The organism is Cryobacterium sp. PAMC25264 (assembly GCF_019443325.1).
GTDB lineage: Bacteria > Actinomycetota > Actinomycetes > Actinomycetales > Microbacteriaceae > Cryobacterium.
The window spans coordinates 3965994-3990787 of the sequence record NZ_CP080383.1 but is presented as its reverse complement, the minus strand read 5'-3'; the positions used below and the strand labels follow the sequence as shown (position 1 = coordinate 3990787).

19 protein-coding genes are annotated in these 24794 nt (G+C 68.4%); 6 read left to right on the top strand and 13 right to left on the bottom strand.

The window, feature by feature from the left end:
• Positions 1-8: 8 nt before the first annotated feature.
• From KY500_RS18725 to chvE, 4 genes are all read right to left on the bottom strand, one after another.
• Positions 9-1283, bottom strand: a complete 1275-nt coding sequence (locus KY500_RS18725; protein ID WP_255579581.1) for an ROK family transcriptional regulator — start codon at positions 1281-1283, stop codon at positions 9-11.
• 17 nt (positions 1284-1300) lie between these two features.
• Positions 1301-2521, bottom strand: coding sequence for a multiple monosaccharide ABC transporter permease (gene mmsB, locus KY500_RS18720; protein ID WP_066592521.1), 1221 nt, complete (start codon positions 2519-2521; stop codon positions 1301-1303).
• Between the two features lie 5 nt (positions 2522-2526).
• Complete coding sequence (gene mmsA / locus KY500_RS18715; RefSeq protein ID WP_219903539.1) at positions 2527-4035, bottom strand: multiple monosaccharide ABC transporter ATP-binding protein; 1509 nt, start codon at positions 4033-4035, stop codon at positions 2527-2529.
• 126 nt (positions 4036-4161) lie between these two features.
• A complete protein-coding gene (gene chvE, locus KY500_RS18710; RefSeq protein ID WP_219901789.1) occupies positions 4162-5289 on the bottom strand; it encodes a multiple monosaccharide ABC transporter substrate-binding protein in 1128 nt (375 codons plus the stop codon).
• A gap of 475 nt (positions 5290-5764) precedes the next feature.
• On the opposite strand from chvE, the gene xylA reads away from it, so the two are divergent.
• Positions 5765-6955, top strand: a complete 1191-nt coding sequence (xylA, locus tag KY500_RS18705; RefSeq protein ID WP_219901788.1) for a xylose isomerase — start codon at positions 5765-5767, stop codon at positions 6953-6955.
• A gap of 476 nt (positions 6956-7431) precedes the next feature.
• On the opposite strand, the gene KY500_RS18700 is transcribed toward xylA, so the two are convergent.
• On the bottom strand, positions 7432-7929 hold the full coding sequence (locus KY500_RS18700; protein ID WP_219901787.1) for a MarR family winged helix-turn-helix transcriptional regulator: 498 nt from the start codon (positions 7927-7929) through the stop codon (positions 7432-7434).
• Positions 7930-8102: 173 nt separating this feature from the next.
• The gene (locus KY500_RS18695) at positions 8103-9377 is read right to left on the bottom strand and encodes an ice-binding family protein (protein WP_219901786.1); all 1275 of its coding nucleotides are present in this window, start codon (positions 9375-9377) and stop codon (positions 8103-8105) included.
• Positions 9378-9707: 330 nt separating this feature from the next.
• On the opposite strand from KY500_RS18695, the gene KY500_RS18690 reads away from it, so the two are divergent.
• Both KY500_RS18690 and xylB read left to right on the top strand, forming a co-directional pair.
• Positions 9708-10907 (top strand): IS110 family transposase, encoded by a 1200-nt coding sequence (locus KY500_RS18690; protein ID WP_219900708.1) that lies wholly within the window; start codon positions 9708-9710, stop codon positions 10905-10907.
• A 473-nt stretch (positions 10908-11380) separates the two neighbouring features.
• Positions 11381-12793, top strand: a complete 1413-nt coding sequence (xylB, locus tag KY500_RS18685) for a xylulokinase (RefSeq protein WP_219901785.1) — start codon at positions 11381-11383, stop codon at positions 12791-12793.
• 286 nt (positions 12794-13079) lie between these two features.
• Here the strand turns inward: xylB and KY500_RS18680 are convergent, their stop codons facing one another.
• The 6 genes from KY500_RS18680 to KY500_RS18655 form a co-directional block, all read right to left on the bottom strand.
• Entirely contained in the window at positions 13080-14585 is a 1506-nt protein-coding gene (locus KY500_RS18680) for an alpha-N-arabinofuranosidase (RefSeq protein ID WP_219901784.1), read from the bottom strand.
• Positions 14586-14671: 86 nt separating this feature from the next.
• Positions 14672-15613, bottom strand: coding sequence for a carbohydrate ABC transporter permease (locus tag KY500_RS18675; RefSeq protein WP_219901783.1), 942 nt, complete (start codon positions 15611-15613; stop codon positions 14672-14674).
• Entirely contained in the window at positions 15613-16569 is a 957-nt protein-coding gene (locus KY500_RS18670) for a carbohydrate ABC transporter permease (protein WP_219901782.1), read from the bottom strand. The genes KY500_RS18675 and KY500_RS18670 overlap by 1 nt, the downstream gene beginning before the upstream one ends.
• Before the next feature lie 125 nt (positions 16570-16694).
• Entirely contained in the window at positions 16695-18041 is a 1347-nt protein-coding gene (locus KY500_RS18665) for an ABC transporter substrate-binding protein (RefSeq protein WP_219901781.1), read from the bottom strand.
• Positions 18042-18442: 401 nt separating this feature from the next.
• Positions 18443-19477, bottom strand: coding sequence for a LacI family DNA-binding transcriptional regulator (locus KY500_RS18660; protein ID WP_219901780.1), 1035 nt, complete (start codon positions 19475-19477; stop codon positions 18443-18445).
• 157 nt (positions 19478-19634) lie between these two features.
• On the bottom strand, positions 19635-20738 hold the full coding sequence (locus tag KY500_RS18655) for a glycerate kinase (RefSeq protein WP_219901779.1): 1104 nt from the start codon (positions 20736-20738) through the stop codon (positions 19635-19637).
• A 117-nt stretch (positions 20739-20855) separates the two neighbouring features.
• Between KY500_RS18655 and KY500_RS18650 the strand changes: the two genes are divergently transcribed.
• From KY500_RS18650 to KY500_RS18640, 3 genes are all read left to right on the top strand, one after another.
• Positions 20856-22181, top strand: coding sequence for a GNAT family N-acetyltransferase (locus tag KY500_RS18650; RefSeq protein ID WP_219901778.1), 1326 nt, complete (start codon positions 20856-20858; stop codon positions 22179-22181).
• Positions 22182-22434: 253 nt separating this feature from the next.
• The gene (locus KY500_RS18645; RefSeq protein ID WP_219901777.1) at positions 22435-23283 is read left to right on the top strand and encodes a thioredoxin domain-containing protein; all 849 of its coding nucleotides are present in this window, start codon (positions 22435-22437) and stop codon (positions 23281-23283) included.
• Between the two features lie 125 nt (positions 23284-23408).
• Positions 23409-23801: a CHY zinc finger protein gene (locus tag KY500_RS18640; RefSeq protein WP_219901776.1), complete on the top strand. Its 393-nt coding sequence runs from the start codon at positions 23409-23411 to the stop codon at positions 23799-23801.
• A 26-nt stretch (positions 23802-23827) separates the two neighbouring features.
• Here KY500_RS18640 and KY500_RS18635 read toward each other — a convergent pair whose 3' ends face one another.
• The gene (locus tag KY500_RS18635; protein ID WP_219901775.1) at positions 23828-24607 is read right to left on the bottom strand and encodes a M23 family metallopeptidase; all 780 of its coding nucleotides are present in this window, start codon (positions 24605-24607) and stop codon (positions 23828-23830) included.
• Between the last annotated feature and the right edge of the window lie 187 nt (positions 24608-24794).

Below are 24794 nucleotides of genomic sequence, written 5' to 3'. Positions count from 1 at the left end.
TGACGGGGTCAGCGGCGGCCGGCGCGGCCGCGCACGAAGCCGGCGGGGTCGTCGAGCAGGCCGGCGAACGCCAGCTCTGCGGCGCCCACCATCATCAGGCGCGAGCCCAGGCTGGCGCGTTCGATGGCGACGGTGTGGCCGATGCTGCTCATCGAGCGCACGATCATGGCCGCCGTGAGCTGCTCGCGGCCCACCGAGAGCAGGGAGCCGAGGAACCCGCCGAGCACGACCATCTCGGGGTCGAACATGTTCACGAAGTTGGAGATGGCCTCGGAGAGCAGCTCGATCTGCCGGCGCACCTCGGCCAGCACGGCCGGGTCGCGGGAGACGCCGAGGGCGATGTCGAGTTCGTCCTGGTCGGCGCGGGGCAGCCCCAGCACCGCGAGCAGCCGGCCCATGCTCACCTCGGTCTCCAGGCAGCCGATGCGGCCGCAGTGGCAGCGCACCCCCTGACTGTTCACCAGGGTGTGGCCGAGCTCCCCCGCGTAGCCGCTCGTGCCGCGTAGCGGCGAGCCGCCGATGATGAGGCCGCCGCCGATGCCGCTGGCGCTGCCGTTGAGGTAGACGAGGTCGTTGATGCCGCGGGCCGCGCCGAACATGCTTTCGGCGATGGCGCCGAGGCTCGCGTCGTTGCCGGCGAAGACCGGGTAGTCCAGCACCCGAGCCAGGTCGCGGGCCAGGTTGGCGTCCCGCCAGCCCAGGTGCGGGGCGATCAGCACCCGGCCGTCGGCCGAGTTCACCAGCGCCGGCACCGCCACCCCCACGCCGGCGATGCTGTAGCTCTGATCGATCTCGCCGCGCATGCCGTCGACGATGGCCTTGACGGCGTTGATGGCCTCGGCCACCGTGGGCACTCGGGTGGTGTCGAACCGGATGCGCCGGATCACCTCGCCGCCGAGCCCCACCAGCCCCACCGTGATGGCGTCGATGTCGGGGTTGACCGCGATCGCGGCCAGCCCCGGGTTCGGCACCACCTGCGGGCTCGGCCGGCCCACCCGGCCCACCACGCTCTCGGGTTCCACCTCGAACGCCATGCCCAGCTCCACGAGCTCGGCCACGAGGGCCGCGATCGTGGAACGGTTCAGCCCGGTGCGGCGGGTCAGCTCGGCCCGTGAGCATCCGCCGGCGTGGTGCAACATCGTCATCACCATCGACAGGTTGTACCGCCGGAGCTGGTCGTTGCTGGTGCCACCCCGCGTGCCGAGGGTGGGTGGCGCATAGGTCACGGGTGGGTCACTGTCCTCTCGGGTGGAAGCCTGCCGGGTGGCTGCGTCGACAGGCACTCCCGACGGGTTCAGTACTATCGTCCCCCAGCGCGCCGCTTGTTGAAGATATCAAACGCCACGGCCAGCAGCAGCACCAGCCCCTTGATCGTCATCTGCCAGGCGGCATCCACCGAGAGGATGGACAGGCCCATGTTGAGCACGCCCATCACCAGGCCACCGACCACGGCGCCGACCACGGTGCCCACGCCGCCCTGCACTGCCGCGCCGCCGATGAAGACGGCCGCGATGGCGTCGAGCTCGTAGTTCTGTCCGGCCGAGGCGACGGCGCCGCCGGCCCGGGCGGTCGAGACCACTCCGGCCAGGCCCGCGAGCACGCCCATGTTGACGAAGATGTAGAAGTTGACCCACTTGGTCTTCACACCGCTCATCACGGCGGCGAAGAGGTTGCCACCCATGGCGTAGACGTGACGGCCGAACACCGTGCGGTTGAGCACGAAGTTGTAGATCAGGATGAGCGCGGCCAGCACGATCAGGATGATCGGGGTGCCGCTGTAGTCGCTGAGCAACCAGGCGAACCAGATGATCGCCACCGCGGCGATGCCGTTCTTGGTCCACATCGATGCGGCAGGTTCGCGCGGCAGGTCGAGCCGGGCCAGCGTGGCCCGGGTGCGCAGCTGGAAGACGATCAGGGCCACGGCGGTGAGGATGCCCAGCGCCAGGGTGAGCACGTCGCGCCCGCCCAGTTCGCCCAGGTACGACGGCAGCCAGCCGGCGCCGATCGCGGTGAACTCCGGCGGCAGGCCGCTGATGGTGCCACCGGTGAGCAGCACGAGGGTGAGCCCGCGGAAGATGAGCATGCCCGCCAGGGTGACGATGAACGCCGGGATGCCCACGAAGGCCACCCAGTAGCCCTGCCAGGCGCCGACCAGGGCGCCGACCAGCAGCGACACGATGACCGCGGCCCACCAGGGCAGGCCCCAGTTGTTCATGCTGATCGCGGCGACGGCGCCGACCATGGCCACGACGGATCCGACCGAGAGGTCGATGTGCCCGGCGATGATCACGATGACCATGCCGATCGCGAGGATCAGCACGTAGGCGTTCTGCTGGATGAGGTTGTTCACGTTGCCGGGCAGCAGGAGGCGCCCGTCGGTGAGGATCTGGAACAGGATGACGATCACGGCTAGGGCCGCGACGATGCCGTACTGGCGAAGGTTGATCGAGAGCTTGGGCATCCGTCGCTTCACGGGTGGTTCTGTGGGCGCCTTGCTGCTCGCTGGCGTGGTGGTGGTCATCGCGCTCAGTCCTTTCCTGCGGTCATGTAATGCATGAGGGTTTCCTGCGACGCGTCGGCCTTGGCGACCTCGCCGGTGAGTTTTCCTTCCGAGATCGCGTAGATGCGATCGCAGATGCCGATCAGCTCGGGCAGCTCGGAGGAGATCACGATGACCGCCTTGCCCTGCGCCGCGAGTTCGTTGATGATGCCGTAGATCTCGTACTTGGCGCCCACGTCGATGCCGCGGGTGGGCTCATCGAGGATCAGCACGTCGGGGCCGGAGAAGATCCACTTCGACAGCACCACCTTCTGCTGGTTTCCGCCGGAGAGCTTGCCGGTGATCGATCCGACCGACGGCGCCTTGATGTTCATCTTCTGGCGGTACGAGTCGGCGACCTTGTACTCGCGGTGCCGGTCGATCACGCCGTACTTGGCGAGCTTGGCCAGGGCCGCAGCCGACACGTTCACGGTGATGTCGCCGATGAGGTTGAGGCCGTAGCGCTTACGGTCCTCGGTGGCGTAAGCGAAGCCGTGCTCGATAGCCTCCCCCACCGTGCGCATGTGGATCTCAGTGCCGTCCTTGAAGACCTGGCCGGAGATGTTGGTGCCGTAGGAGTGGCCGAACAGGCTCATCGCCAGTTCGGTGCGCCCGGCGCCCATGAGGCCGGCGAACCCGACGATCTCACCGGCGTTGACGGTGAAGGATGCGCCGTCGACGACCTTGCGGGCCACGTCGACCGGGTGGTGCACGGTCCAGTTCTCCACCCGCAGCACCTCGGCGCCGATGGCGGGTTCCCGCGGCGGGAACAGGTTATTGAGGTCGCGGCCGACCATGGCGCGGATGATGTGCGCCTCGGTCGCATCCGGTCCGTCCATCGGGATGGTCTCGATGGTCTTGCCGTCCCGGATCACCGTGACGGTGTCGGCGATGCGTTTGATCTCCTTGAGCTTGTGGGAAATGATGATGCACGTGATGCCCTGCGTGCGCAGGTGATCGATCAGGCCCAGCAGGTGCGTGGAGTCTTCGTCGTTCAGGGCGGCGGTGGGCTCGTCGAGGATGAGCAGCTTGACCCGTTTGGAGAGCGCCTTAGCGATCTCCACGAGCTGCTGCTTGCCCACACCGAGCTCGAGGATCTTGGTGGCCGGGTTCTCGTCCAGGCCCACCCGGGCCAGCAGCAGGGCGGCCTCACGGTTGGTTTTGTTCCAGTCGATCACCCCGCGGGTGGCGTTCTCGTTGCCGAGGAAGATGTTCTCGGCGATGGACAGGTACGGGCTCAGCGCCAGTTCCTGGTGGATGATGACGATGCCGTCGTGTTCGCTGTCGTTGATTGACTTGTAAGCCACCTCGTGGTCCTCGAACTCGATGGTCCCGTCGAAGCTCCCGACCGGGTATACGCCGCTGAGCACCTTCATCAGCGTGGACTTGCCCGCGCCGTTCTCCCCACAGATGCCGTGCACCTGCCCCCTCGTGACCTCGAGGGACACGCCGTCGAGGGCCTTCACCCCATTGAAGTCCTTCACGATGTTGTTCATCCTGAGGATGATCGAATGCTCCACTACGCTCTCCTGGTTTGCTGATGGACCGGGCACCCGGTTTCCCGGGTGCCCGTCGGATGGGCCGGCCCGCCCTGGCTGGACGAGCCGGCCCCGATCGGCTCGTTAGAGGCCGACGTCCGATGCCTTGATGAAGCCGGAGTCGATGAGCTTGGACTGCACATCGTCCTTGACGACGACCTCGGGGTCGAGCAGGTACGACGGCACCACGTGGTCGCCGTTGTCGTAGGTCTTGGTGTCGTTGACGGTGACGTCATTGCCGGCCACGATCTCCTGGATCATGTCGAAGACCTGCTTGCCGAGCGTGCGGGTGTCCTTCCACACAGTCATGGACTGCTCACCGTCGAGGATCGCCTTAACGTTGGCCTTGTCGGCGTCCTGTCCGGTGATGATCGGGTAGTCGGCGCCCGGTGCGTATCCGGCGGACTTCAGCGAGGCCTCGATGCCGATGGCCAGGCTGTCGTTCGGGGAGAGCACCACGTCGACCTTGTCGCCGCCGGTGTAGAAGGACGACAGACGGTTGTCCATCTCGGACTGTGCCTTGTCGCTGGCCCAGCCCTGGATGCCGATCGAGGCCCAGTCGTCGTCGGAGGCGGGCGACTGGCCGCTCGGAACCACGAGCACGCCCTTCTCGACGTAGGGCAGCAGAACATCCCACGCGCCGGAGAAGAAGAACTTGGCGTTGTTGTCGTCGGGGCTGCCGGCGAACGGTTCGAGGTTGATCGGCCCGGTCGCGTTGGCGAGGTCGAGTTCCTTCTCGATGAACTGGCCCTGCAGCTGCCCCACCTTGTAGTTGTCGAAGGTCGCGTAGTAGTCGACGTCCGGGGTGCCGTTGATCAGGCGGTCGTAGGCGATGACGGTCGCGTCCTGCTTCTTGGCCTCGGCGAGCACGGGGGCCAGCACCTTGCCGTCGACGGCGGCCACGACGAGGATCTTCGATCCGCCGGCGACCTGGTTCTGGATCTGGCTGATCTGCTGGTCGGTCTTGTTGTCTGCGTACTGCAGGTCGACCGTGCAGCCGGCGTCTTCGAGCAGCTTCTTGAGCTGGTCGCCGTCGTTGATCCAGCGTTCGAGTGAACGGGTGGGCATCGAGATACCGACGTTGCAGTCGGCCCCTCCGGCGCCGGCAGCGTCGGAGCTTCCCGACGTGGATCCACTGCTTGAACAGGATGCGAGCGTCAGCGCGAAGACGCCGGCCGCCGCGAGGGCGAGAATTTTCTTGGTCTTGGACATTGTTGGAGCTTTCCTCTCTGAGAGCTGCCAGTCACCACAGACACCGGTAGACCGGTACCTGCCAGAGGAGGAAATCTTGTCCCGCGCTCCCCCGGCATTGGGAAAAACGCGTGTCAGGGTTACCTCCTTGTAACGGGACATCGCTGTGATTGACCCACCGCTAAAGCGGCCTTTGTTGACGGACAGAACTTATCTCAGGCCACCGTTGTTTCACAAGGGGCAAATCTGAAATGCCCACCTTTGGGGGGTGTGAAACACTGCCTCCCTGGCCTCCCGGTCTATTAGTGGTGTTAATCGTCGAAACCGTTCGACGGCTCGATGGCCATTCCTGAGGGACACTCGGCGTTTGGGCGAATAAGTTGTGGCCGGGCATTTTCCAACGATGCAGACGAGCGTCTGTACGAATGCTCTCGCCGTGTGTAATATGTTGGTAATTGCAACAAATCGCCAATGAAGCTGAATCGGAGCACCGACCATGTCCCTCACCCCCACCCCCGCCGACAAGTTCTCGTTCGGCCTGTGGACCATCGGCTACAACGGGGCTGACCCGTTCGGCGGGCCCACCCGCCCGCACCTGGACACCGTCGAGGCCGTCACCCGACTGGCCGAGCTGGGCGCGTACGGCCTCACCTTCCACGACGACGACCTCTTCGCCTTCGGCTCCACGGATGCCGCCCGCCAGAAAGAGATCGACCGTCTCAAGCAGGTTCTCGCCGACACCGGCGTGATCGTTCCGATGATCACCACCAACCTCTTCAGCGCTCCCGTCTTCAAGGACGGCGGCTTCACCTCCAACGACCGCTCCGTGCGCCGGTTCGCCCTCCGCAAGGTGCTGCGCAACCTCGACCTCGCCGCCGAGCTCGGCGCCAAGACCTTCGTCATGTGGGGCGGCCGCGAGGGCGCCGAGTACGACGCAGCCAAGGACATCCGTTCGGCCCTCGACCGCTACCGCGAGGCCGTCAACCTGCTCGGAGACTACGTCACCGACAAGGGCTACGACATCCGCTTCGCCATCGAGCCCAAGCCCAACGAACCCCGCGGCGACATCCTGCTGCCCACGGTCGGCCACGCGATGGCGTTCATCACCACCCTCGAGCGCCCCGAACTCGTCGGTGTCAACCCCGAGGTCGGCCACGAGCAGATGGCCGGGCTCAACTTCACGGCCGGCATCGCCCAGGCGCTCTACCAGGGCAAGCTGTTCCACATCGACCTCAACGGCCAGCGCGGCATCAAGTACGACCAGGACCTGGTCTTCGGCCACGGCGACCTGCAGAACGCGTTCTCCCTCGTCGACCTGCTCGAAAACGGCGGCCCGAACGGTGGACCGTCCTACGACGGCCCGCGCCACTTCGACTACAAGCCGAGCCGCACCGAGGACATCACGGGCGTCTGGGACTCCGCCGCCGCGAACATGCGCACCTACCTCCTCCTCAAGGAACGCGCCGCGGCCTTCCGCGCCGACCCCGAGGTGCAGGAGCAGCTCGCCGCCTCGCGCGTTCCGGAACTGTCGGTGCCGACCCTGTCCGAGGGTGAGAGCTACGACGACTTCCTCGCCGACACCAGCGCCTACGAGGACTTCGCCCCCGAGGAGTACTTCGGCGGCAAGGGCTTCGGCTTCGTGCGCCTGCAGCAGCTCGCCCTCGAGCACCTGCTGGGCGCCCGCTAACCGCACCCGCTCCATCACTCACACCACCACCCCGGCCAGGTTTCCCTGGCCGGGGTTTGGCGTATGCGGTGCCGAGGTTCTTCGTGTGCGGCACCGGCGTTCTGCGTGTGCGGCGCCGAGGTTCTTCGTGTGCGGCACCGGCGTGCGGGCCGGCCGCCGCATCCGACGGATGCCGCGTCCCCGACGCGCGGGCAGCACGCCTCAACGCGGGCGACCCGGCCGCCCCATCCACGACGCGCGGGCACCGCGCCACAACGCGGGCGGCACGCCACGGGCGCAGCGGCGCCCGACCCGCGCGAAGGAGTCTCACCGGTCACAATACGGGCGACAGGGCGGGCAAGACGCCGCTTCGCAGGCAAGACGCCGCTCCGCGGGCGACCCGGCCGCCCCATCCACGACGCGCGGGGACCGCGCCACAACGCGGGTGGCACGCCAGGGGCGCAGCGGCGCCCGACCCGCGCGAAGAGTGAGGGCAGCTACGCGGCGGGGCGCGCGCTGTCGTCGAGCGCGGATGTCACCGCCGTGAGCAGCACCACGACCCGCTTGGCCTCGCGCAGCGACATCCCGGACACCAGCAGGCTGAGCACGGACTTGCTGTCGTCCAGGGTGTGACTCACGGCGATCGTGGCCGCGGGGCTGAGGTGCAGCAGCTTGCCCCGGCCGTCCCGAGGGTTGGCCGTGCGGGTGAGATAGCCCAGCTTCACCAGGTGCGACAGGATGACCGAGGTGGCACCACTCGTCACGCCCAGACTGTGCGCGACGTCCAGGGCGCGCACGTCCCGGCCGAGAATTGCCAGGCGGGAGATGAACTGCAGAGCGCCGAGCTCATTGGCACCGAGGTTGAGCCGCTCCCGCAGTCGGGACTGGTGCAGCGCCTCGGCGTTCTGCAGCAGGTAGAACGCGTCGATGACACCGTTGGGCACGGGTGCCGACTGGATATCGCCGGATTCGACGGCGGATGAAGAGCCGCTCATGAGGACCTTTCGAGTGGGTCCGCGAGCATCCGATATAAACGATGAACATCCGCAGGGTACTCATAGAAGCACACCGGGGCTGCCCACGTCGCGAGTTGGACGCAACTCGCCTCACGGCCCGCTCGTATGAGAGTGGATGCGGGTGCCGCCGAGAGCCGGCGGCACCCGGTGCGCTACTGGTTGTGCGTGCGTGCGTGGCGGCGACGCAGGCCGACGAACGTCACCAAGGCGATGCCGGCCAGAACGACCAGTGCGCCGACCAGCAGAACCGGGGTGACATTGGCGCCGGTCTCGGCCAGCATGCCCTGGCCGGCACCGCGGCCGCCACCGCCGCCGGGGGCGGCACTGGTGGTGGGCGTGGGCACCAGGGGCGCGGGCTGGGTGCTGGTGGGAGTCGGCGTGGCAGTCGGAGTTGGCGTCGCCGTGGGCGTTGCTGTCGGCGTTGGCGTCGGCGTGACCACGGCGGCCGGCGTGGTCGTCACGGTGTAGTCGGCCGTCGCATCCGGGGCGGTGCCGTTGCCGGCCGAGACCGTGAAGGTCGTCGAACCTGGCGTCGTGGGGGTGCCGGAGATGGTGCCGGAGGTTTCGTCCAACGTGAGGCCGGCCGGCAGCGTGCCGGCGGTCACGGTGAAGGTGGGCGTCGGGATGCCCGTGGCCGTCACGGTGTGCGAGTAGGGCGTGCCTTCCGTCGCGTTCGCCGGTGCGCCCGAGGTGATGGTGGGTGCCGTCGTGCCGACCGGTGTGCCCGGGGCGGCGCAGCCCGTGGGAGCGGTGATGGTGTTGGTGTCGAGGGTGACCGCGGCGGAGCGGGCGAGCAACCGGCCCACAACGGTGGCGCTCGTGGTGGCGGTGATCGATTGCTGGGCCAGGATGGTGCCTTGGAAGGCGGCACCGGTGCCGATCGAGGCTGAGCTGCCTACCTGCCAGAAGACGTTGCAGGCGTTCGCGCCACCGGTGATGATGATTTGGGTCGCCGACCCGATGGTGAGGGTCGAGGCGGCCTGGAAGACCCAGACGGAGTTCGCGGCGCCCGCCAGGGTGAGGGAGCCGTTGTTCGACAGCGCCAGTGCGCCGCCGGTGTAGACACCGGGGGTCAGGGAGAGGCCGGTCAGCTCGCTGATGCCCGTGGTGGTGGGCGTGAGCGCTGCGGCGACATTGTAGGCCGTGGTGGTATCGCGTTGAGCCTGGAGCGCCGCGGCATCGGTGGCGTGCACGGTGCCGTTGACGATGCCGTTGGGCGCGGCGCCGAACCCGGTGATAGCGGTGCCGGGCGAGATACCCAGGTCGCCGTTGACGACCGTCGGGCCGGTGTTGGTGACGGCACTGGCGGCGAGGACGCCGTAGCTGGCCGCGGTGCCCAGGTTGATCGGCCCGTCGGTGGTGACGGCCGCGGACGCTGACGAAGCGGCGCCGAAGACGAGGGCTGCGGTGAGGCCGAGGCCACTCACCGTTCGCACCAGGGAGCGTCGAGGGGACGTTATGGCCATTGAGGTGCCTGACTGCGAGGGAGAGCCACTCGCTGGGACGTCGACGCCCCCGTTACTTTCTTCGTAGCCCTTGATCGTGTAGTTATGTGAGGGTGTTGGCCTGTCAGGCCCGGCATGGTTCTTGCCCCCAGTCGCCCATGATCCGGGGGGTGTTGTCACCGGGCCTGACTGGTATCAGGTGATCGCTGATAGGGGCTGGACCGGGACATGTCCCAGGCCGTTCGTAACGTGGATGCCGAGACTTGATGCCGCGATTCAGGCCAACTTTGTCGAACCTGAGACGGAGGATTCATGATCGAGAACTACGACAGCGTCGACGTCTTCATCGGCGTGGACGTCGGCAAGGGAGAACACCACGCGGTCGCCCTCAACCGGGCCGGCAAGCAACTCTTCGACAAGGCTTTACCCAACGATGAGGCGAAGCTGCGCGAGCTGATCGGGCAGCTGAAACGACACGGCCAAGTCTTGTTCGTCGTTGATCAGCCGGCGACTATTGGTGCCTTACCGATCGCCGTGGCCCAGGCCGAAGGCGTGCTCGTGGGCTACCTGCCCGGTCTGGCAATGCGCCGCATCGCGGACCTGCACGCCGGTGAAGCCAAGACCGATGCCCGCGACGCGGCAATCATCGCCCAAGCCGCGAGGAGCCTCCCGCACGCCCTGCGGTCGCTACAGCTGGCTGATGAGCAGGTTGCTGAGCTCTCGATGCTCTGCGGCTTCGACGACGACGTTGTCGGCCAGATCACCGCCACGAGTAACCGCATCCGGGGCCTCCTCACCCAGATCCACCCCGCGTTGGAGCGTGTTCTCGGCCCGCACTTGGACCATCCCGCGGTGTTGGACTTGCTGCAGCGCTACCCCACGCCAGCTGCGATGAAAGCGGCCGGCACGACCCGCCTTGGCAACCGGCTCGTGAAGCTGGCACCACGCATGGGCCGCCGCCTCGCAGACGAAATCACCCGGGCCCTGAGCGAGCAGACCGTCGTGGTCACTGGCACGAATGCCAGCAGCATTGTGCTCCCCAGACTCGCCGAACAACTCGCAGCACTCCGCCGGCAACGGGACGAGATCGCGGTCGAAGTAGAACGGCTCGTGGAGGCTCACCCTCTTCACCCCGTCCTGATCAGCATGCCCGGAGTCGGGATCAGGACCGCCGCCAGACTCCTCACCGAAGTCTCGGGCAAGGACTTCGCCACCGCCGGCCACCTCGCCGCCTACGCCGGCCTCGCACCGGTCACCCGCCGCTCCGGCAGCTCCATCCGCGGCGAGCACCCCTCCCGACGCGGGAACAAGATCCTGAAACGAGCCCTGTTCCTCTCCGCCTTCGCCGCGCTCCGCGACCCGCTCTCACGCGCCTACTACGACCGCAAAATCGCCCAAGGCAAACGCCACAACCAAGCCCTCATCGCCCTCGCTCGCCGACGCTGCGACGTTCTCTACGCCATGCTCCGCGACGGCACCCTCTACCAAGCCGACCATCAGCTCGCCGCTTGACAAGAACATAGGGGCACCCCCCCGTGTTCCCCGTCACGCCAAGCTACCCCAGAACGGGTGACAAAAGGAGAAAGTACCTCATAAATTAAACGACAATCGGCCAGCGGGCCCTCACACTATGCGGGAGCGGTACCGCTGGAACTCCGGGCGCCGCGTCTGCGGACCAGCCGATGCGGCAGGCAGGGCGCCGCCGGGCCGGCCCCGCTGCACCGGGAATCCGCGGCGAAACGACCATCGGAAGGTTTGAACATCCACCCCCGACCGAATATGTTTAGACCCAGAACATTTTATTGTGAACCACCCCGGGCACCGGCGGCGAAGACGCCGCCCAGCCCGTGGGTGGTGGCATGACTCCTGCACTTTCCTCCACCCGCGCTGCCCCTCCCCGCACAACCGGGGCAGGCATCCGGCCCGGGCAGAAATTGCAGGAGTTATGTCCACCCACCGCCGCTTTTTCTAGTTTGGAGTTCATCATGCTGGTTGCCGGAGTCGACTCGTCGACACAGAGTTGCAAGGTGGTCGTTCGGGACGCCGAGACAGGAGCGCTCGTGCGCACCGGCAAGGCCAGCCACCCGGCCGGCACCGAAGTCGACCCGGCCGCCTGGTGGGATGCGTTGCTCGTCGCGATCCGCGAAGCGGGCGGACTGGACGACGTGTCCGCCGTCTCGGTGGCCGCGCAGCAGCACGGCATGGTCGTGCTCGACGAGGACGGCCGCGTCATCCGCCCCGCCCTGCTCTGGAACGACACCCGCAGCGCCCAGGCCGCGACCGACCTGATCGACGAGGTCGGCGCCGCCGAATACGCCCGTCGCACCGGCGTTGTGCCGGTGGCCTCGTTCACCGTCACCAAACTGCGCTGGCTGCGCGACGCCGAACCGGCCAACGCCGCCCGGGTCGCCGCGGTGGCCCTGCCGCACGACTGGCTCAGCTGGCGCCTGCGCGGCTACGGCCCCGCCGGCGAGAGCGAGTTGGGCCCGCAGCTCGACCAGCTCAGCACCGACCGGTCGGATGCCAGCGGCACCGGCTACTACTCGGCCGCGCTCGGCGAGTACGACCGCGAGCTGCTCGCCTTGGGGCTCGGCCACGACGCCGTGCTCCCCCGGGTGCTCGGCCCGGGCGACACCGCAGGCACCACGGTGGCGCTGCCCGGCGTTCCCGCCGGGCTCGTCGTGGGCGTCGGCGCCGGCGACAACGCCGGTGCGGCCCTCGGCCTCGGCGCCGCGGCCGGCGACGTCATCGTCTCCATCGGCACCAGCGGCACTGTGTTCGCCGTGACCGAGCAGCCCAGTGAGGACGCCTCGGGCACCGTGGCCGGGTTCGCCGACGCCAGCGGGCTGCACCTGCCGCTGATCGCCACCCTCAATGCCGCGCGCATCCTGGACTCGATCGCGGGCCTGCTCGGTGTGGACCACACGGAGCTCGGCACGCTGGCGCTCGAGGCGCAGCCGGGCGCCGACGGTCTCGTGCTCCAGCCGTACTTCGAGGGTGAACGCACCCCCAACCTGCCGGATGCCACCGCCTCGCTGTTCGGGATGACCCTCGGTTCGACCACCCGACCCAACCTCGCCCGCGCCGCGATCGAGGGGCTGCTCTGCGGTCTGGCCGACGGCCTGGACGCGGTGCGCGCCCAGGGCGTCACGGTCGAGCGGATCCTACTGATCGGCGGGGCCGCCCAGAACGAGGCCGTGCAGCTCATCGCCGCGCAGGTGTTCGAGGTGCCCGTGGCCGTGCCGACGCCGGGCGAATACGTGGCCGACGGCGGAGCGACGCAGGCCGCCTGGTCGCTCACGGGCACCCGCCCGGCCTGGTCGGTGGCCATCGCCACGCAGCCCACGCCGGACTTCCACCCGGTGATCCGCGCCCAGTACGCAGCGCACCGCGCCTGATCCGGGGCTCGCTCGGTCGGTGCGCGTGCCCGGGTCGCGTCTGTCGCAACCCTCGCGCCGGTCGAGTTTGTCGAGACCTCGTGACCTTGTCTGCGGTCGTTCCCGTCTCGTCGGTCGAGCCTGTCGAGCTGTGGGGGCGCTTCGCGCCCGGGTGGTCGGCGGAAGCGCACTTCCTTAGGAGACCAGGTGAGTGTTGTCGCGAACGTGTTCGGCTCCCGGGATCTCGACAGGCTCGATCAGCGTTCGGGTCGCGCCTGTCGCAACCCTCGCGCCTGTCGAGCTGAGATCAAGCGCAGGCGACGGCCGACCAAGACACCGGCGGCAGTGTCACGGTGAGGATGCCGTCGGCGAGCACTGCCCCGGCCAGTGGCGACAGGCCCACGCGGTTCTGGTCGGAGAGGGTGTTCTTGGCGTAGGGGTCGGCGTCGTGCAGGGTGACGGCTTCGACGATGCGGGTGGCGCCCAGGCCGGAGACGTCGATGGTCACCTCGATCGACTCGGTCTGACTGCGGTTGACCAGGAACACGGCCGAGTCGCCGGTCTCGGCATCCGCGGTGACGACGGAGTCGATCAGCGGGGCGGCACCGTACACGGCGGTGTCGTAGGTGCCCGCGTCGATCCGGGCGCGCACGACCTCGCCGCGGGCCAGCCGCGAGGTGACCGAGAAGGGGAAGAACGTGGTCTGGCGCCAGGAGTCGCCTCCGGGTTCGGTCATGATCGGCGCGATCACGTTCACCAGCTGCGCGAGCGAGGCCGAGGTGACCCTGTCGTGGTTTTGCAGCAGGGTGATCAGCAGGTTGCCCAGCACCACCGCATCCGCCACCGAGTAGACGTCTTCGAGCTGGCGGGGCGCGATGCGCCACTCGTCGTTGACCTCCTCCGAGGCCTGGTGCTCGTCGAGGTACCAGATGTTCCACTCGTCGAAGGAGAGCTGGATGGTCTTCTTACTGCGCAGCTTGTGCTTGACGTGGTCGGCCGTGGCGACGACGGTGTCGATGAAGTACTTCATCTCCACCGACGACGCCAGGTAGGAGCCCAGATCGCCCTTACGCTCTTGGTAGTAGGCGTGGCAGGAGATGTAGTCGACGTAGTCGTAGCTCTCCTCAAGCACCACCCGCTCCCACTCGCCGAAGGTGGGCATGGCCGAGCCCGAGGAGCCGCAGACGACGAGCTCGAGGTCCTTGTCGGCGGTCTTCATGGCCGAGGCGGTGCGGGCGGCGATCTTGCCGTAGTCGGCGCTGGACATGTGGCCGATCTGCCACGGGCCGTCCATCTCGTTGCCCAGGCACCACATGCGGATGTCGTACGGCTCGGTGCGGCCGTTACGGATACGCTCGTCGGCCAGTTCCGTGCCGGCCTCGCCGTTGGCGTACTCGAGCAGGTCCAGGGCATTCTCGATGCCCCGGGTGCCAAGGTTCACGGCCATCATCAATTCGGAGCCGGTGAGCTCACACCAACGGCCGAACTCCTCCAGGCCCACCTGGTTGGTCTCCAACGAGTGCCAGGCCAGATCGCGCCGCACCGGACGGCGGTCGCGCGGACCCACACCGTCTTCCCACTTGTACCCCGAGACGAAGTTACCGCCGGGGTAACGGATGGTGGTGGAGCCCAACTCCTTGACCAACTCGACCACGTCGAGGCGAAAACCGTCCTCATTGGCGGTGGGGTGGCCGGGTTCGTAGATGCCGTCGTAGACACAGCGACCCAAGTGCTCCACAAAGGAGCCGAAGATACGCCGGTTCAGCGGGGCGACCACGTTCGTGCGGTCAATGTCGATGCGTGCGGTGCTCATTGGAAGTCTTTCTTTTCTTTTCTAGACAAGTGGAGAGGAGATGCGTTTCGCCAGGGGCCGCCGTGGTGGCTCTGGCGGCAACACGGTTACTTCAGGGCTCCGAGCGAGAGGCCGCCCTGCCAGTACTTCTGCAGGGACAGGAAGGCGATGATCAACGGCAGCACCGACACGAAGGCGCCCGTGACGATGAGGTTCCAGACCTGCTCGCCTCCGGCCCCGGCGTTAGAGAGTGCCTGCCAGTTGTTCAGTCCCACCGTGACGGGGAGCAGGTTCGGGTCGCTGAGCACTGCCAGCGGCAGGAAGAAGTTGTTCCAGGTGCCCACGACGGACAGGAGCAGCACCGTCACGATCGCGGGGCGCAACAGCGGCAACGACACCTGGAAGAAGGTGCGAAGCTCTCCCGCGCCGTCGACGCGGGCCGCGTCGAGGAGCTCGTCGGGAACGGCGTCCTGCGTGTAGACCCGCATCAGGTAGACGCCGAACGGGCTGAGCAGTGACGGCAGGATGACCGCCCAGATGGTGTTGACCAGTCCCATGTTGCTCAGCAGCACGAAGGTGGGAATCACCAGGGCTGTCATCGGCACCATCACGGCGCCCAGCAGCACCGAGAAGAAAGCGTTGCGGCCGCGGAACCGGTACTTGGCGAAGCCGTAGCCGGCCAGCACGGCCAGGATGGTGGCGCCGACTCCGCCGGAGAGGGCATAGAAGAACGAGTTGCCCAGCCACCGCCAGTAGATGCCGCCCTGGTGCTCGAAGAGCCCGGCGATGTTGTTGAACAGGTTGAACTCGCCGTCGAACCAGAGCGGTCCGCCGCTGCCGCTGAACAGGCCGGCGGTGTCCTTGGTCGCTGCGACGGTGAGCCACCACAGCGGGGTGATGAAGTAGATGACCAGGATGATCAGCAGCACGTGGGAGCCGATCTTGCGGCCGCCGTCACGGCCGGCATTGCCGCGGCGGGCGGGACGGCGGGGGCTGGAGTCGTCGGGGGCGTCGACCGGGACCGGGGCACCGGGAGTGAGAATGGCCATTACTTGAGTCCGCTCTGCTTGCGGGTGAGGAAGAGGAACAGGTACGAGCCGGCGAAGACCACGATGCCGAGCGCAAACGAGATGGCCGAGGCGTAGTTGAACTGGCTGTAGGAGAACGCCAGCGAGTAGGCGTACATATTGGGCGTGTACGAGACGGGGATGGCGCCCTGCGCCACCGCACGCAACACCTGCGGCTCGGTGAAGAACTGCAGGGTGCCGATAAGGGCGAAGATCAGCACCATCACCATGGAGGACGAGATCATGGGTACCTTGACCCGCAGGGCGATCTGGCGACCGTTGGCACCGTCGAGGCGCGCAGCCTCGTAGATGGCGGGGTCGATGCCGCGGAGGGCTGCGTAGATGATGATCATGTAGTAGCCCGCCCATTGCCAGGTGACGATATTGACCAGGCTGGCGAAGATGGTGCCCTGCGACAGGAAGTCGGGGGCGGCGAGGCCGACCAGGCCGAAGATGTCGGTGGCCGGTCCGAACCGGGGGCTGTAGAGGAACCCCCACATCAGCGCACCGATGACGACCGGGATCGCATAGGGCACGAAGATCATCAGCCGGGAGAACTTCGACAGCGCGGTGGAGAGGTTGTCGAGAACCAGCGCCGCGACCAGGGCCACGATCATCTGCGCGGGGATCATGATGAGCGCGAACGAGGCGACCCGGCCGAGTCCCTCGAGGAAGATCGGGTCGGTGAACGCCTTGGCGTAGTTGGCGAACCAGGTGAACGAGGTGCCCGTGGCGAGGGTGCTGGTCTGCAGGCTCATCCAGAAGGCGTAGGCGAGGGGCGCCACCAGGAAGGTGACGAAGACGAGGGCGAACGGGGCCACGAAGAGCCAGCCCCAGCGCTGGCGCTTGCGGTCCATCCGGTCGATCTGCCTGCGCGGCCGGCGAGTGGGCCGCGGCTTAGCCGGCGCCGGTGGCGGTGCCAGTTCAGTGAGTGCCATATCTGTGTCCTTCGTACGGTTCTGCTCTTCTGTCGCGCCTGGCGCGATCAGCGAAAGGGCACCGCCGGCCGGCCGGAGACCGGCCGACGGTGTCAACGGATGCCGCGGGCGGCGATCCGGTGTCGCTACTTGGTGACGGTGAAGCCCTGTTCGGTGGCGTAGGTGACGAGGCTGTCCTGCAGGTCGTCCAGGGCCTGGCTGCCATCCTGTTCGCCCTGCACCATGGAGTAGAGCTCCTCGGTCAGCTGGTCGTAGGCGTAGTTCTGGAACGGGCTGAAGGTGGCTCCGGCGTAGCCGGCGGCCGCGTTGAGGAACACGTCCTTGTTGATCTGCTGGCCGCCGAAGAACGGGTATTCGAGGTTGGCGAAGTAGTCAGAGTCGAGCATGGGCTTGTACGACGGGAACAGGGCGCCCTTTTCCACCCCGATCTTCCAGGACTCGTCGGTGCCGAACAGGCCCATGGCCACCTCGGCGGACAGGTCCTTGTCGCCGGCCTGGCTGGTCACGGCGAAGGTCGAGCCGCCCCAGTTGACCTGCACGGGGTTGGCCGCGTCCCACTGCGGCAGCGGGGCGACAGCCCAGACGGCGTTCTCGTCGGCATCCGAGAGGCCCTGCAGGTAGCCGGGGCCCCACGCGGCGGCCAGGTAGACGGCGTAGGTGCCGTCGACGAGGCTGGTGTTGTAGTCGGCGGTGAAGGCGTCGTCGGTCGTGACGAGGCCGTCCTGCACGAGGCCGTTCCAGTAATCCAGCACGTCCTTTGCACCCTGGTCGTTCACATCGATGCCGATGTCGGTGGGCTTGGTGGAGTCGTAGACGAACGGCACCGACCCGGCCTGGGCGAACAGGGCCTGGTTGAAGGCCCGGCCGTTGGTGGGGAAGTTCACCAGCACGCCATCGGAGCCGGACGCCTTGAGCGCGGCGGCGGCGGTGGCGAACTCGGCCCACGTGGTCGGAACGGCGATGCCGGCGGCCTCGAAGAGGTCCTGGCGGTAGAGCATGCCCATCGGCCCGCCGTCGACGGGAATGGCGTACACGGCGTCGCCGCTGGAGGCGTCCTTCCACGAGCCCTCGGTGTACTTGTCCTTGACATCGTTGGCACCGAACTCGGTGAGGTCGACGAGGGCGTTGCGGATGCTGAAGCTGGAGAGCACCTCGGATTCGAGCTGGATGACGTCGGGGGCGCCCGACTTCGACTCGATCGAGGTGGAGAACTTGGTGTACTCGTCGTTGCCCTGGCCGGCGTTGGTCCAGCAGACCTGAACGTCGTCATGGCTGTTGTTGAAGACGTCGACGACCTCTTCGAACGCCGGATACCAGGCCCACACGCTGACCTGCGGGGCGTCGGCGTTGACGATCTTGTTCGTGCAGGATGCCTTGCTGCTGCCGCTCGACTCCGAACCGGCCGAGCATCCGGTGAGCGCGGCCGCGGCGACGGCGATGATGCCGACCGATGCCAGGAATTTGGTCTTCATTGAATTGCTTCCTCTCGCTGGTGTGGGAACACCGTTGTGTCAGTGCACGACCCGGCGCCGGCGGCGACCAAGTCGGAGCGGGTGCTGTGGGTTAGGTGCGAGAAGGTTCGCGACGAGGGCGATGCGCAGTGAGTGAACAGGGCCTTCACGAATCCTCCTTGATTCGAATCGTCATCGAGTCGGCTGCAGCCGGTCGATTCGCTCGAGGCGAAGAGACGTGGCGGTATCCGATTTCAATAATTACAACGTTATAGGTAAACGTTGTAAATGCATCATGCCGAGCCGCGTCCTCCGCTGTCAAGCGATCCGCACGAAGTGCTGCATAACAATTTCCCTACCGCCGCGGGCGCGCCGGAGCTCGGCTGCCGGACGGCACGACGCAGGCGGCGGGCGACCGACCGCTACCCGGCGGAGGCCGGCGATGAGGCCGGGTCGGTCGATTCGCGCTGGACCAGCCGGAACTCCGTCTCGATTTCGCGCGGCCCCTGCTCGGCAGCTCCTCCGGAGATGCGCTCGAGCAGGATCCGTACGGCCGTGTCGGCGATCTCGTCCCGACCGGGATTGATCGTGGACAGGGCCGGCAGGCAGTAACTGGATTCGTCGAGGTCGTCAAAGCCGACGACCGCGACATCCAGCGGGATGCGCCGCCCCGATTCCTGGAGCACCCGCATCGCCCCCAGCGCCAGGGTGTCATTGAGCGCGAACACGGCGTCGAACTGCACGCCGGTATCGAGCAGGGCTCGCATGGCGGTCGCGCCGTTGGCGCGGTGCCACAGCGTCGTGTGGCCGATCAATGCCGGGTCCACCGCGATTCCGGCCGCGTCAAGGGCTTCGCGGTAGCCGCGGAGGCGCAAGCCGGCCGAGCCGATCACCTCGTCCTCGTGCGCTCCGATCACGGCGATGCGTCGTCGACCGGAGGCGAGCAGGTGCTCGGTGGCCGTCCTGGCCGCCTCGATGTTGCGCATCGTGACGTGGTCGGTGGGCCCGTTGAAGATCCGTTCGCCGAGCAGAACCAGGGGATAGTCCACGTTGAGGTAGCCGGCGTCGTCATTGCCCATGCCCAGTGGGCTGAAGATCAGGCCGTCGGTGAACTGCCGGTGCGGGCTGGTCAGCAGCTGAATCTCGCGCTGCCGGTCACCGCCGGTCTGCTCGATGAGCACGGAGGTGCCGCGACGCTCGGCAGCCTGGATGATGGCATCCGCCAGTTCGGCGAAGTAGCTCAGGCTGAGCTCGGGCAGGGCCAGGCCGATCACGCCGGTGCGGCCGGAGCGCAGGCTGCGCGCCGAGATGTTGGGCTTGTAGCCGAGCTCGTCGATGGCCGCGAGCACGCGCTGTCGGGTTGACGGGCGAATGTGTTCGAAGTCGTGGACGACGTTGGAGACGGTCTTGATCGACACCCCGGCCAGCGCCGCCACATCGCGCAGTGTTGCGGCCATTTCTCTCCCCTGGTCGGTCATTCGGCGCCGGGAACGCAGGCCGCACCGCGGCGCGCGCTCGTCGTTCCTACCTGTGAACTTACCGCGTCGTTTACAACGTTGCAGCCCACACGCGGGGGTGGCACCGGTGTGGCGTCAGTGGATGCGGCAGAGAACCTCAGAACGAGCCCGCCAACCGCGCGCCGGCGACCTCGAGCCACACCAGCGGATCGGCCAGGGCGGCCGCGGTTTCGCCGGCGAGATCGGTGAGCGCCACGGCCTGGGCGAACGGCGCGGGAGCGGTCGCCAGGGCACCGGCGTCGATGCCGCCGGCCACGAGCAGCGCCGGGGCACCGACGGCCGCCGCGAGCCCGGCCAGATACGACGGCACCTTGCCCGCGGCGGACTGACTGTCGTAGCGTCCCTCACCGGTGATCACGACGGATGCGACGCTCACCGCGGCTGGGACACCGAGCGCCTGGCCCACCGCGGCCGAGCCCGCCTCGAGGTTGGCGCCCCAGGCCAGCAGGCCGAACGCGGTTCCGCCGGCCGCGCCCGCTCCCGGCGTCTGCGGGTCGGCGGGCAGCAGCGCGGCCAGCCGGGCCAGTCCGGCGTCGAGCCGGCCGATCTCTGCCGCATCCGCCCCCTTCTGCGGACCGAACACCGCCGCCGCGCCGCCGGCGCCGAGCAGGGGGTTGGTGACGTCGCCGAGGATCACCGCGCCGCCCGGCGGCAGGGCGGGCAAGCCGTCCAGGTCGATCGTGGCCAGATCGACCAGGTAGCCGCCGCCGGGCCGGATCGGCCGCCCCGCGGCATCGAGGAACATCGCGCCCAGCGCGGTGAGCGCCCCGGTTCCCCCGTCGGTGGAGGCGCTCCCGCCGAGCGCCAGATAGAGCCGCCAGACGCCGTGCGCCAGGGCGGCCGCGAGCGCCGTGCCGAAGCCCGCCGAGTGGGCGTCGAGGGGGCGCAGCGGATCGAGCAGGGTGATTCCGCTGGTGCAGGCCAGCTCCACCACGCCGGTGCCGTCCGGCAGCAGCAGCCAGGAGGCCACCACCGGGCGGTCGTCGGGGCCGGGAACGATCACGGGCATCCGTCGGGCGCCGGGCACGGCCAGTTCGAAGGCGTCGAGGGTGCCCTCCCCGCCGTCGGCCATGGGCAGCAGCACCAGTTCGTCGTCCGGCCGCACCGAGGCCCAGCCCGCGGCGAGCGCCCGCGCCACCTCGGCGGCGCCGGCGGTGCCCTTGAAGGAGTCCGGCGCTATCACCACCCGCGTGCGTGTCATCGTCGAAGCCTCTCCCCGGCCAGCCTGACCGCCGCCCGGTCCGGCTGTCAAGCACGGTCGTCCTAGCCGGTCCGGAACGCCCAGGCAGGGCCGGGGAGGCGTGACTAGGCTGGAATCGTGAATGCTTACACGTCCGTGCCCATCGACCCCGATTCCGCCGCAGCCCTGCAGGAGCGCGGCCTCCGCCTGGCCGTGCTCGACGCCGTCGACGAGGCGGGCCTCAAGCGCTGGCTCCTGGCGGATGCCCGCGGCTTCCACGAGATCACCCCCTCGGAAGGCACCCTCGAGGTGCAGGTCGAAGACATCGCCAGCGACCGGGTCACCGGTGTCTGGGATGCCTCCCAGGCCGACCCCGAGACCCCGGTCGCTACCGTGCGGTCCTGGCAGATGGACCTCACCGTGCCCGGCGGCACCGCCCTGAGCACCTACGCGATCAGTTCGGTGACGGTCTCGCCCACCCATCGCCGCCAGGGCATCGCCCGGGCCATGCTCACGGCGGAACTGCGCACGGCCGTGCGCCTCGGGCTGCCGATGGCGATGCTCACCGTGTCGGAGGCCACCATCTACGGCCGGTACGGCTTCGGTCCGTCCGCGCGGCAGTCGTCCTACAGCGTCGACACCGCCCGAGCCCGCTGGACCGGACGCACACCGGCCGGCCGGGTACAGTTCGTCAGCCCGGAATCGCTCCTGACCGACGGCCCCGCCGTGTTCGAACGCACCCGCGACCGCTCCCCCGGCGAGGTCGACCGCCGCGAGATCTGGTGGAAGCGCGTCCTGGGCCTGTTGCCCAACGAACCGGAGGCCCGTAAGCGCGGCATCCGCGCGGTGCGGTACGACGACGCCGACGGTGCTATGGCCGGCTTCGCGCTCTACGAGATCGCCCTGCAGAACGTGAGCCACCCCGGCAAGCTCACCCTGGTCGACCTCGTCGCCGCAACCGACGACGCCTATGCGGCGCTCTGGCGATTCCTGGTCGAGATGGACATGGTCGACGAGATCGCCGCGCCGCTGCGCAGCGTCTCCGAACCCGTGGCCTGGCAGGTGGCCGACCACCGCGCCGTGCGCAAGACCGGCGAGCGCGACCACCTCTGGCTGCGGATCCTCGACGTGCCGGCCGCCCTGGCCGCACGCCGGTACACGGCCCCGGGGCACTACCTGCTCGACGTCAGCGACGACCTCGGCTTCGCCGCCGGCCGGTTCCTGCTCACGGTGGCGGCCGACGGGTCGGGGCAGGCGCATCCGCTCGCCGATGCCGCTGCACCTGCGGGGGCCGTGGAGGTGTCGCTCTCCGCGGCCGACCTCGCCTCGCTGTACCTGGGCGGCACCAGCGCGGTCGATCTCGCCCGCGCCGGCCGCATCACCGAGCAGAGCCCGGATGCCGCCATGAGGCTGGACACGGCGCTGCACTCTGCCTACGCGCCGCACCTGAGCACCTGGTTCTAGGCCCGTTCGGGGCAGCCGGACCGGTCCAACGGCGGTCCGGCGTGCCCGGGAGTGCGAATAGGCTCGTCCCGGGCATACGGCACGGCAGCCCCGCCGTCCCGGCTCTTCTCAGCAGCCTCACAGCACCCGGCAATCGACTTCATAGGCGCGGTCGCTAGCGTCGGGCTCGAATCACTCCCGACGAAACGGCACACAGTCCATGAATGCTAGAACCCCCGGTCAGCCGCTCCCTCCCAAGAAGGATCGACGCGAGGTGGCACGCGAGAGCGCCCGCCTGATGCGCGAGGAACAGAAGAAGCGCGAGGCCCGCCGGCGGTGGTACTGGCGTGGCGGCATCGGGGTGGGCCTGATCGCCGTGGCCGTCATCGTGGCGATGGTCGTGGTGGGCAGCGTCAAGCCGCCGTCTCCCGGCCCGTTGAACATGGCCAGCGACGGCGTGCTGATGCAGGGCGACGGCACGAGCATCACCGCCGCGCCGACCGCGGCCACCGCTGCGGATGCCGACCCCACCCCCACCGACCTGAGCGCGCTCACCAACACGGTGAACATCACGGTCTACCTGGACTACCTGTGCCCCTATTGCGGCCAGTTCGAGACCACCAACGGCGCCCAGCTGACCAGCTGGCTCACGGCGGGCACCATCACGCTCGAGACGCACCCGATCTCGATTCTCGACCAGTCCTCAAACGGCACCAAGTACTCCACCCGCTCGGCCAACGCGGCGGCCTGCGTGGCGAACTACCAGCCGGACAGCTTCCTCGACGTGAACGCCGCACTGTTCGCGAACCAACCCACCGAGGGCACAGACGGCCTCACCAACGCGGAGCTGGTGAGCCTGGTCGAGACGGCCGGCGTCACCGACGCCTCCGTAGCCACGTGCATCACCGACCAGGAGTTCGGCTCCTGGGTGGGCGACGCCACCGACCGCGCCCTGGCCGGCCCGCTGCCCAACACCGACGTGAAGAACGTGGCCGGCACGCCGACGGTGCTCGTGCAGGGTGTGCAGTACACCGGTGCGCTCGACGACGCCGCGGCCTTCGAGTCCTTCGTCATGGAGCAGGCCACCGCGACCGGCGACGGCGGAACCGACACCGGCGAGTAGCCCGCCGGCTGCGCATCCGGCTCGACTACTGTTGCCGGTGCGGACATCTGGGCCCGGTACTCCGGGTGCACTTGTCCGCACCGGCAACAGTCACGTGGGGGGTCCAGGCCCCCGGAGGAGAACCCATGCAGCACGCCGAGCGTCCCGGGGAACGGCACCCCGAGCGGGCCGGGGACCTGCGCGTCGATCGGCCGCGCGTGTACGGCGCCGTGGTCGACGACGCCACCCGGTGCGTGCACTACAACGGGCCCACCGACATCGTGGCGATCGAGTTCCGCTGCTGCGGACGCTTCTACCCCTGCTTCCAGTGCCATGCCGACGCCGAAACGCATCCGCTCGAGCGGTGGGCGCCCGAGCAGTGGGCGGAGCGGGCGATCCTCTGCGGCGCCTGCGGGCACACGCTCGCGATCGACGAGTACCGGTCGGTCTCGGGTTGCCCGAGCTGCGCGGCGGCCTTCAACGACGGATGCCGCCTGCACGCCCACCTGTACTTCGAGGTTCCGCCGCCCACCGCCTGAGGCGGCGGGCGGGCTGCGCCGGACGGCTACATCGGCCCCGCGTGCTGAACCAGCCAGCCATAGGGGTCGATCGCGGTGACACCGTCGAGGTGCAACTCCAGGTGCATGTGCGGACCGGTGCTCTGACCAGTGCTGCCCACGTTGCCCAACTTCTGGCCCGCCGAAACGGACTGCCCCTCGCTTACGGCGACGGACCCGGACTGCATGTGCCCGTAGGTGCTCGTGACGTTCTGGCCGTCCGCGACGTGGTCGACGGAGACGTGTACGCCCAGGCCACCGTCGTCGAAGGAGGTGACCGAGCTCACGACGCCGTCGGCGATGGAGCCGATCGGGGTTCCCTCGCCGGGGTTCATGTCGAGACCGTCGTGGAAGGTCGAGCATCCGCTACACGGCGCTGTCCGTGGGCCGTAGCCGTCGGAGATGCGAGTGACTCCGGCGAACGGCCAGACCACACCGGCGGAGACGGGAGCGGGCACCGCCACAGGGGTGGGAGCGGCCGCGGCCGCGGGGGCGGTCACCACGGGCGGCGGCGGCACCTCGGCCGAGTAGGTGTCGACCTCGACGGCGATGGGCGCCTCGGCGGTGACCGTGAGACTCTGCTCGGCCGCGAGTCGTGTGCTGGCAGCGGCCGACCCCACGGAGCGCGCCGGAACACCATCGGCGTCGACGTACGCGGCCTGAGCGGGCAGGGCGCCCATGGTCGTGAGCAGGGCGACGACGGTCATAGCCGTCACGGCGGTCACCCCACGGCCGGCGGATGCGGTGCGGCGGGCGGGCGGGGCGATGAATCCGGTGCGCCTACGCATGAGCCTCCCCGAGGGAGAAGCGGGCGCGAGTGGGCGCGAGAACTGCAGACATGGCGAAGCTTTCTGTCGGAGCGGGATCAGGACGCGGATCCACACAACCTTCAGGGTTCAGTCGCCGGCGGGGTCACGGCACGGCGCACCACCCGGCAAAGCGGGGCAGGGGCAGGATCGATCACGACCCCGCCGA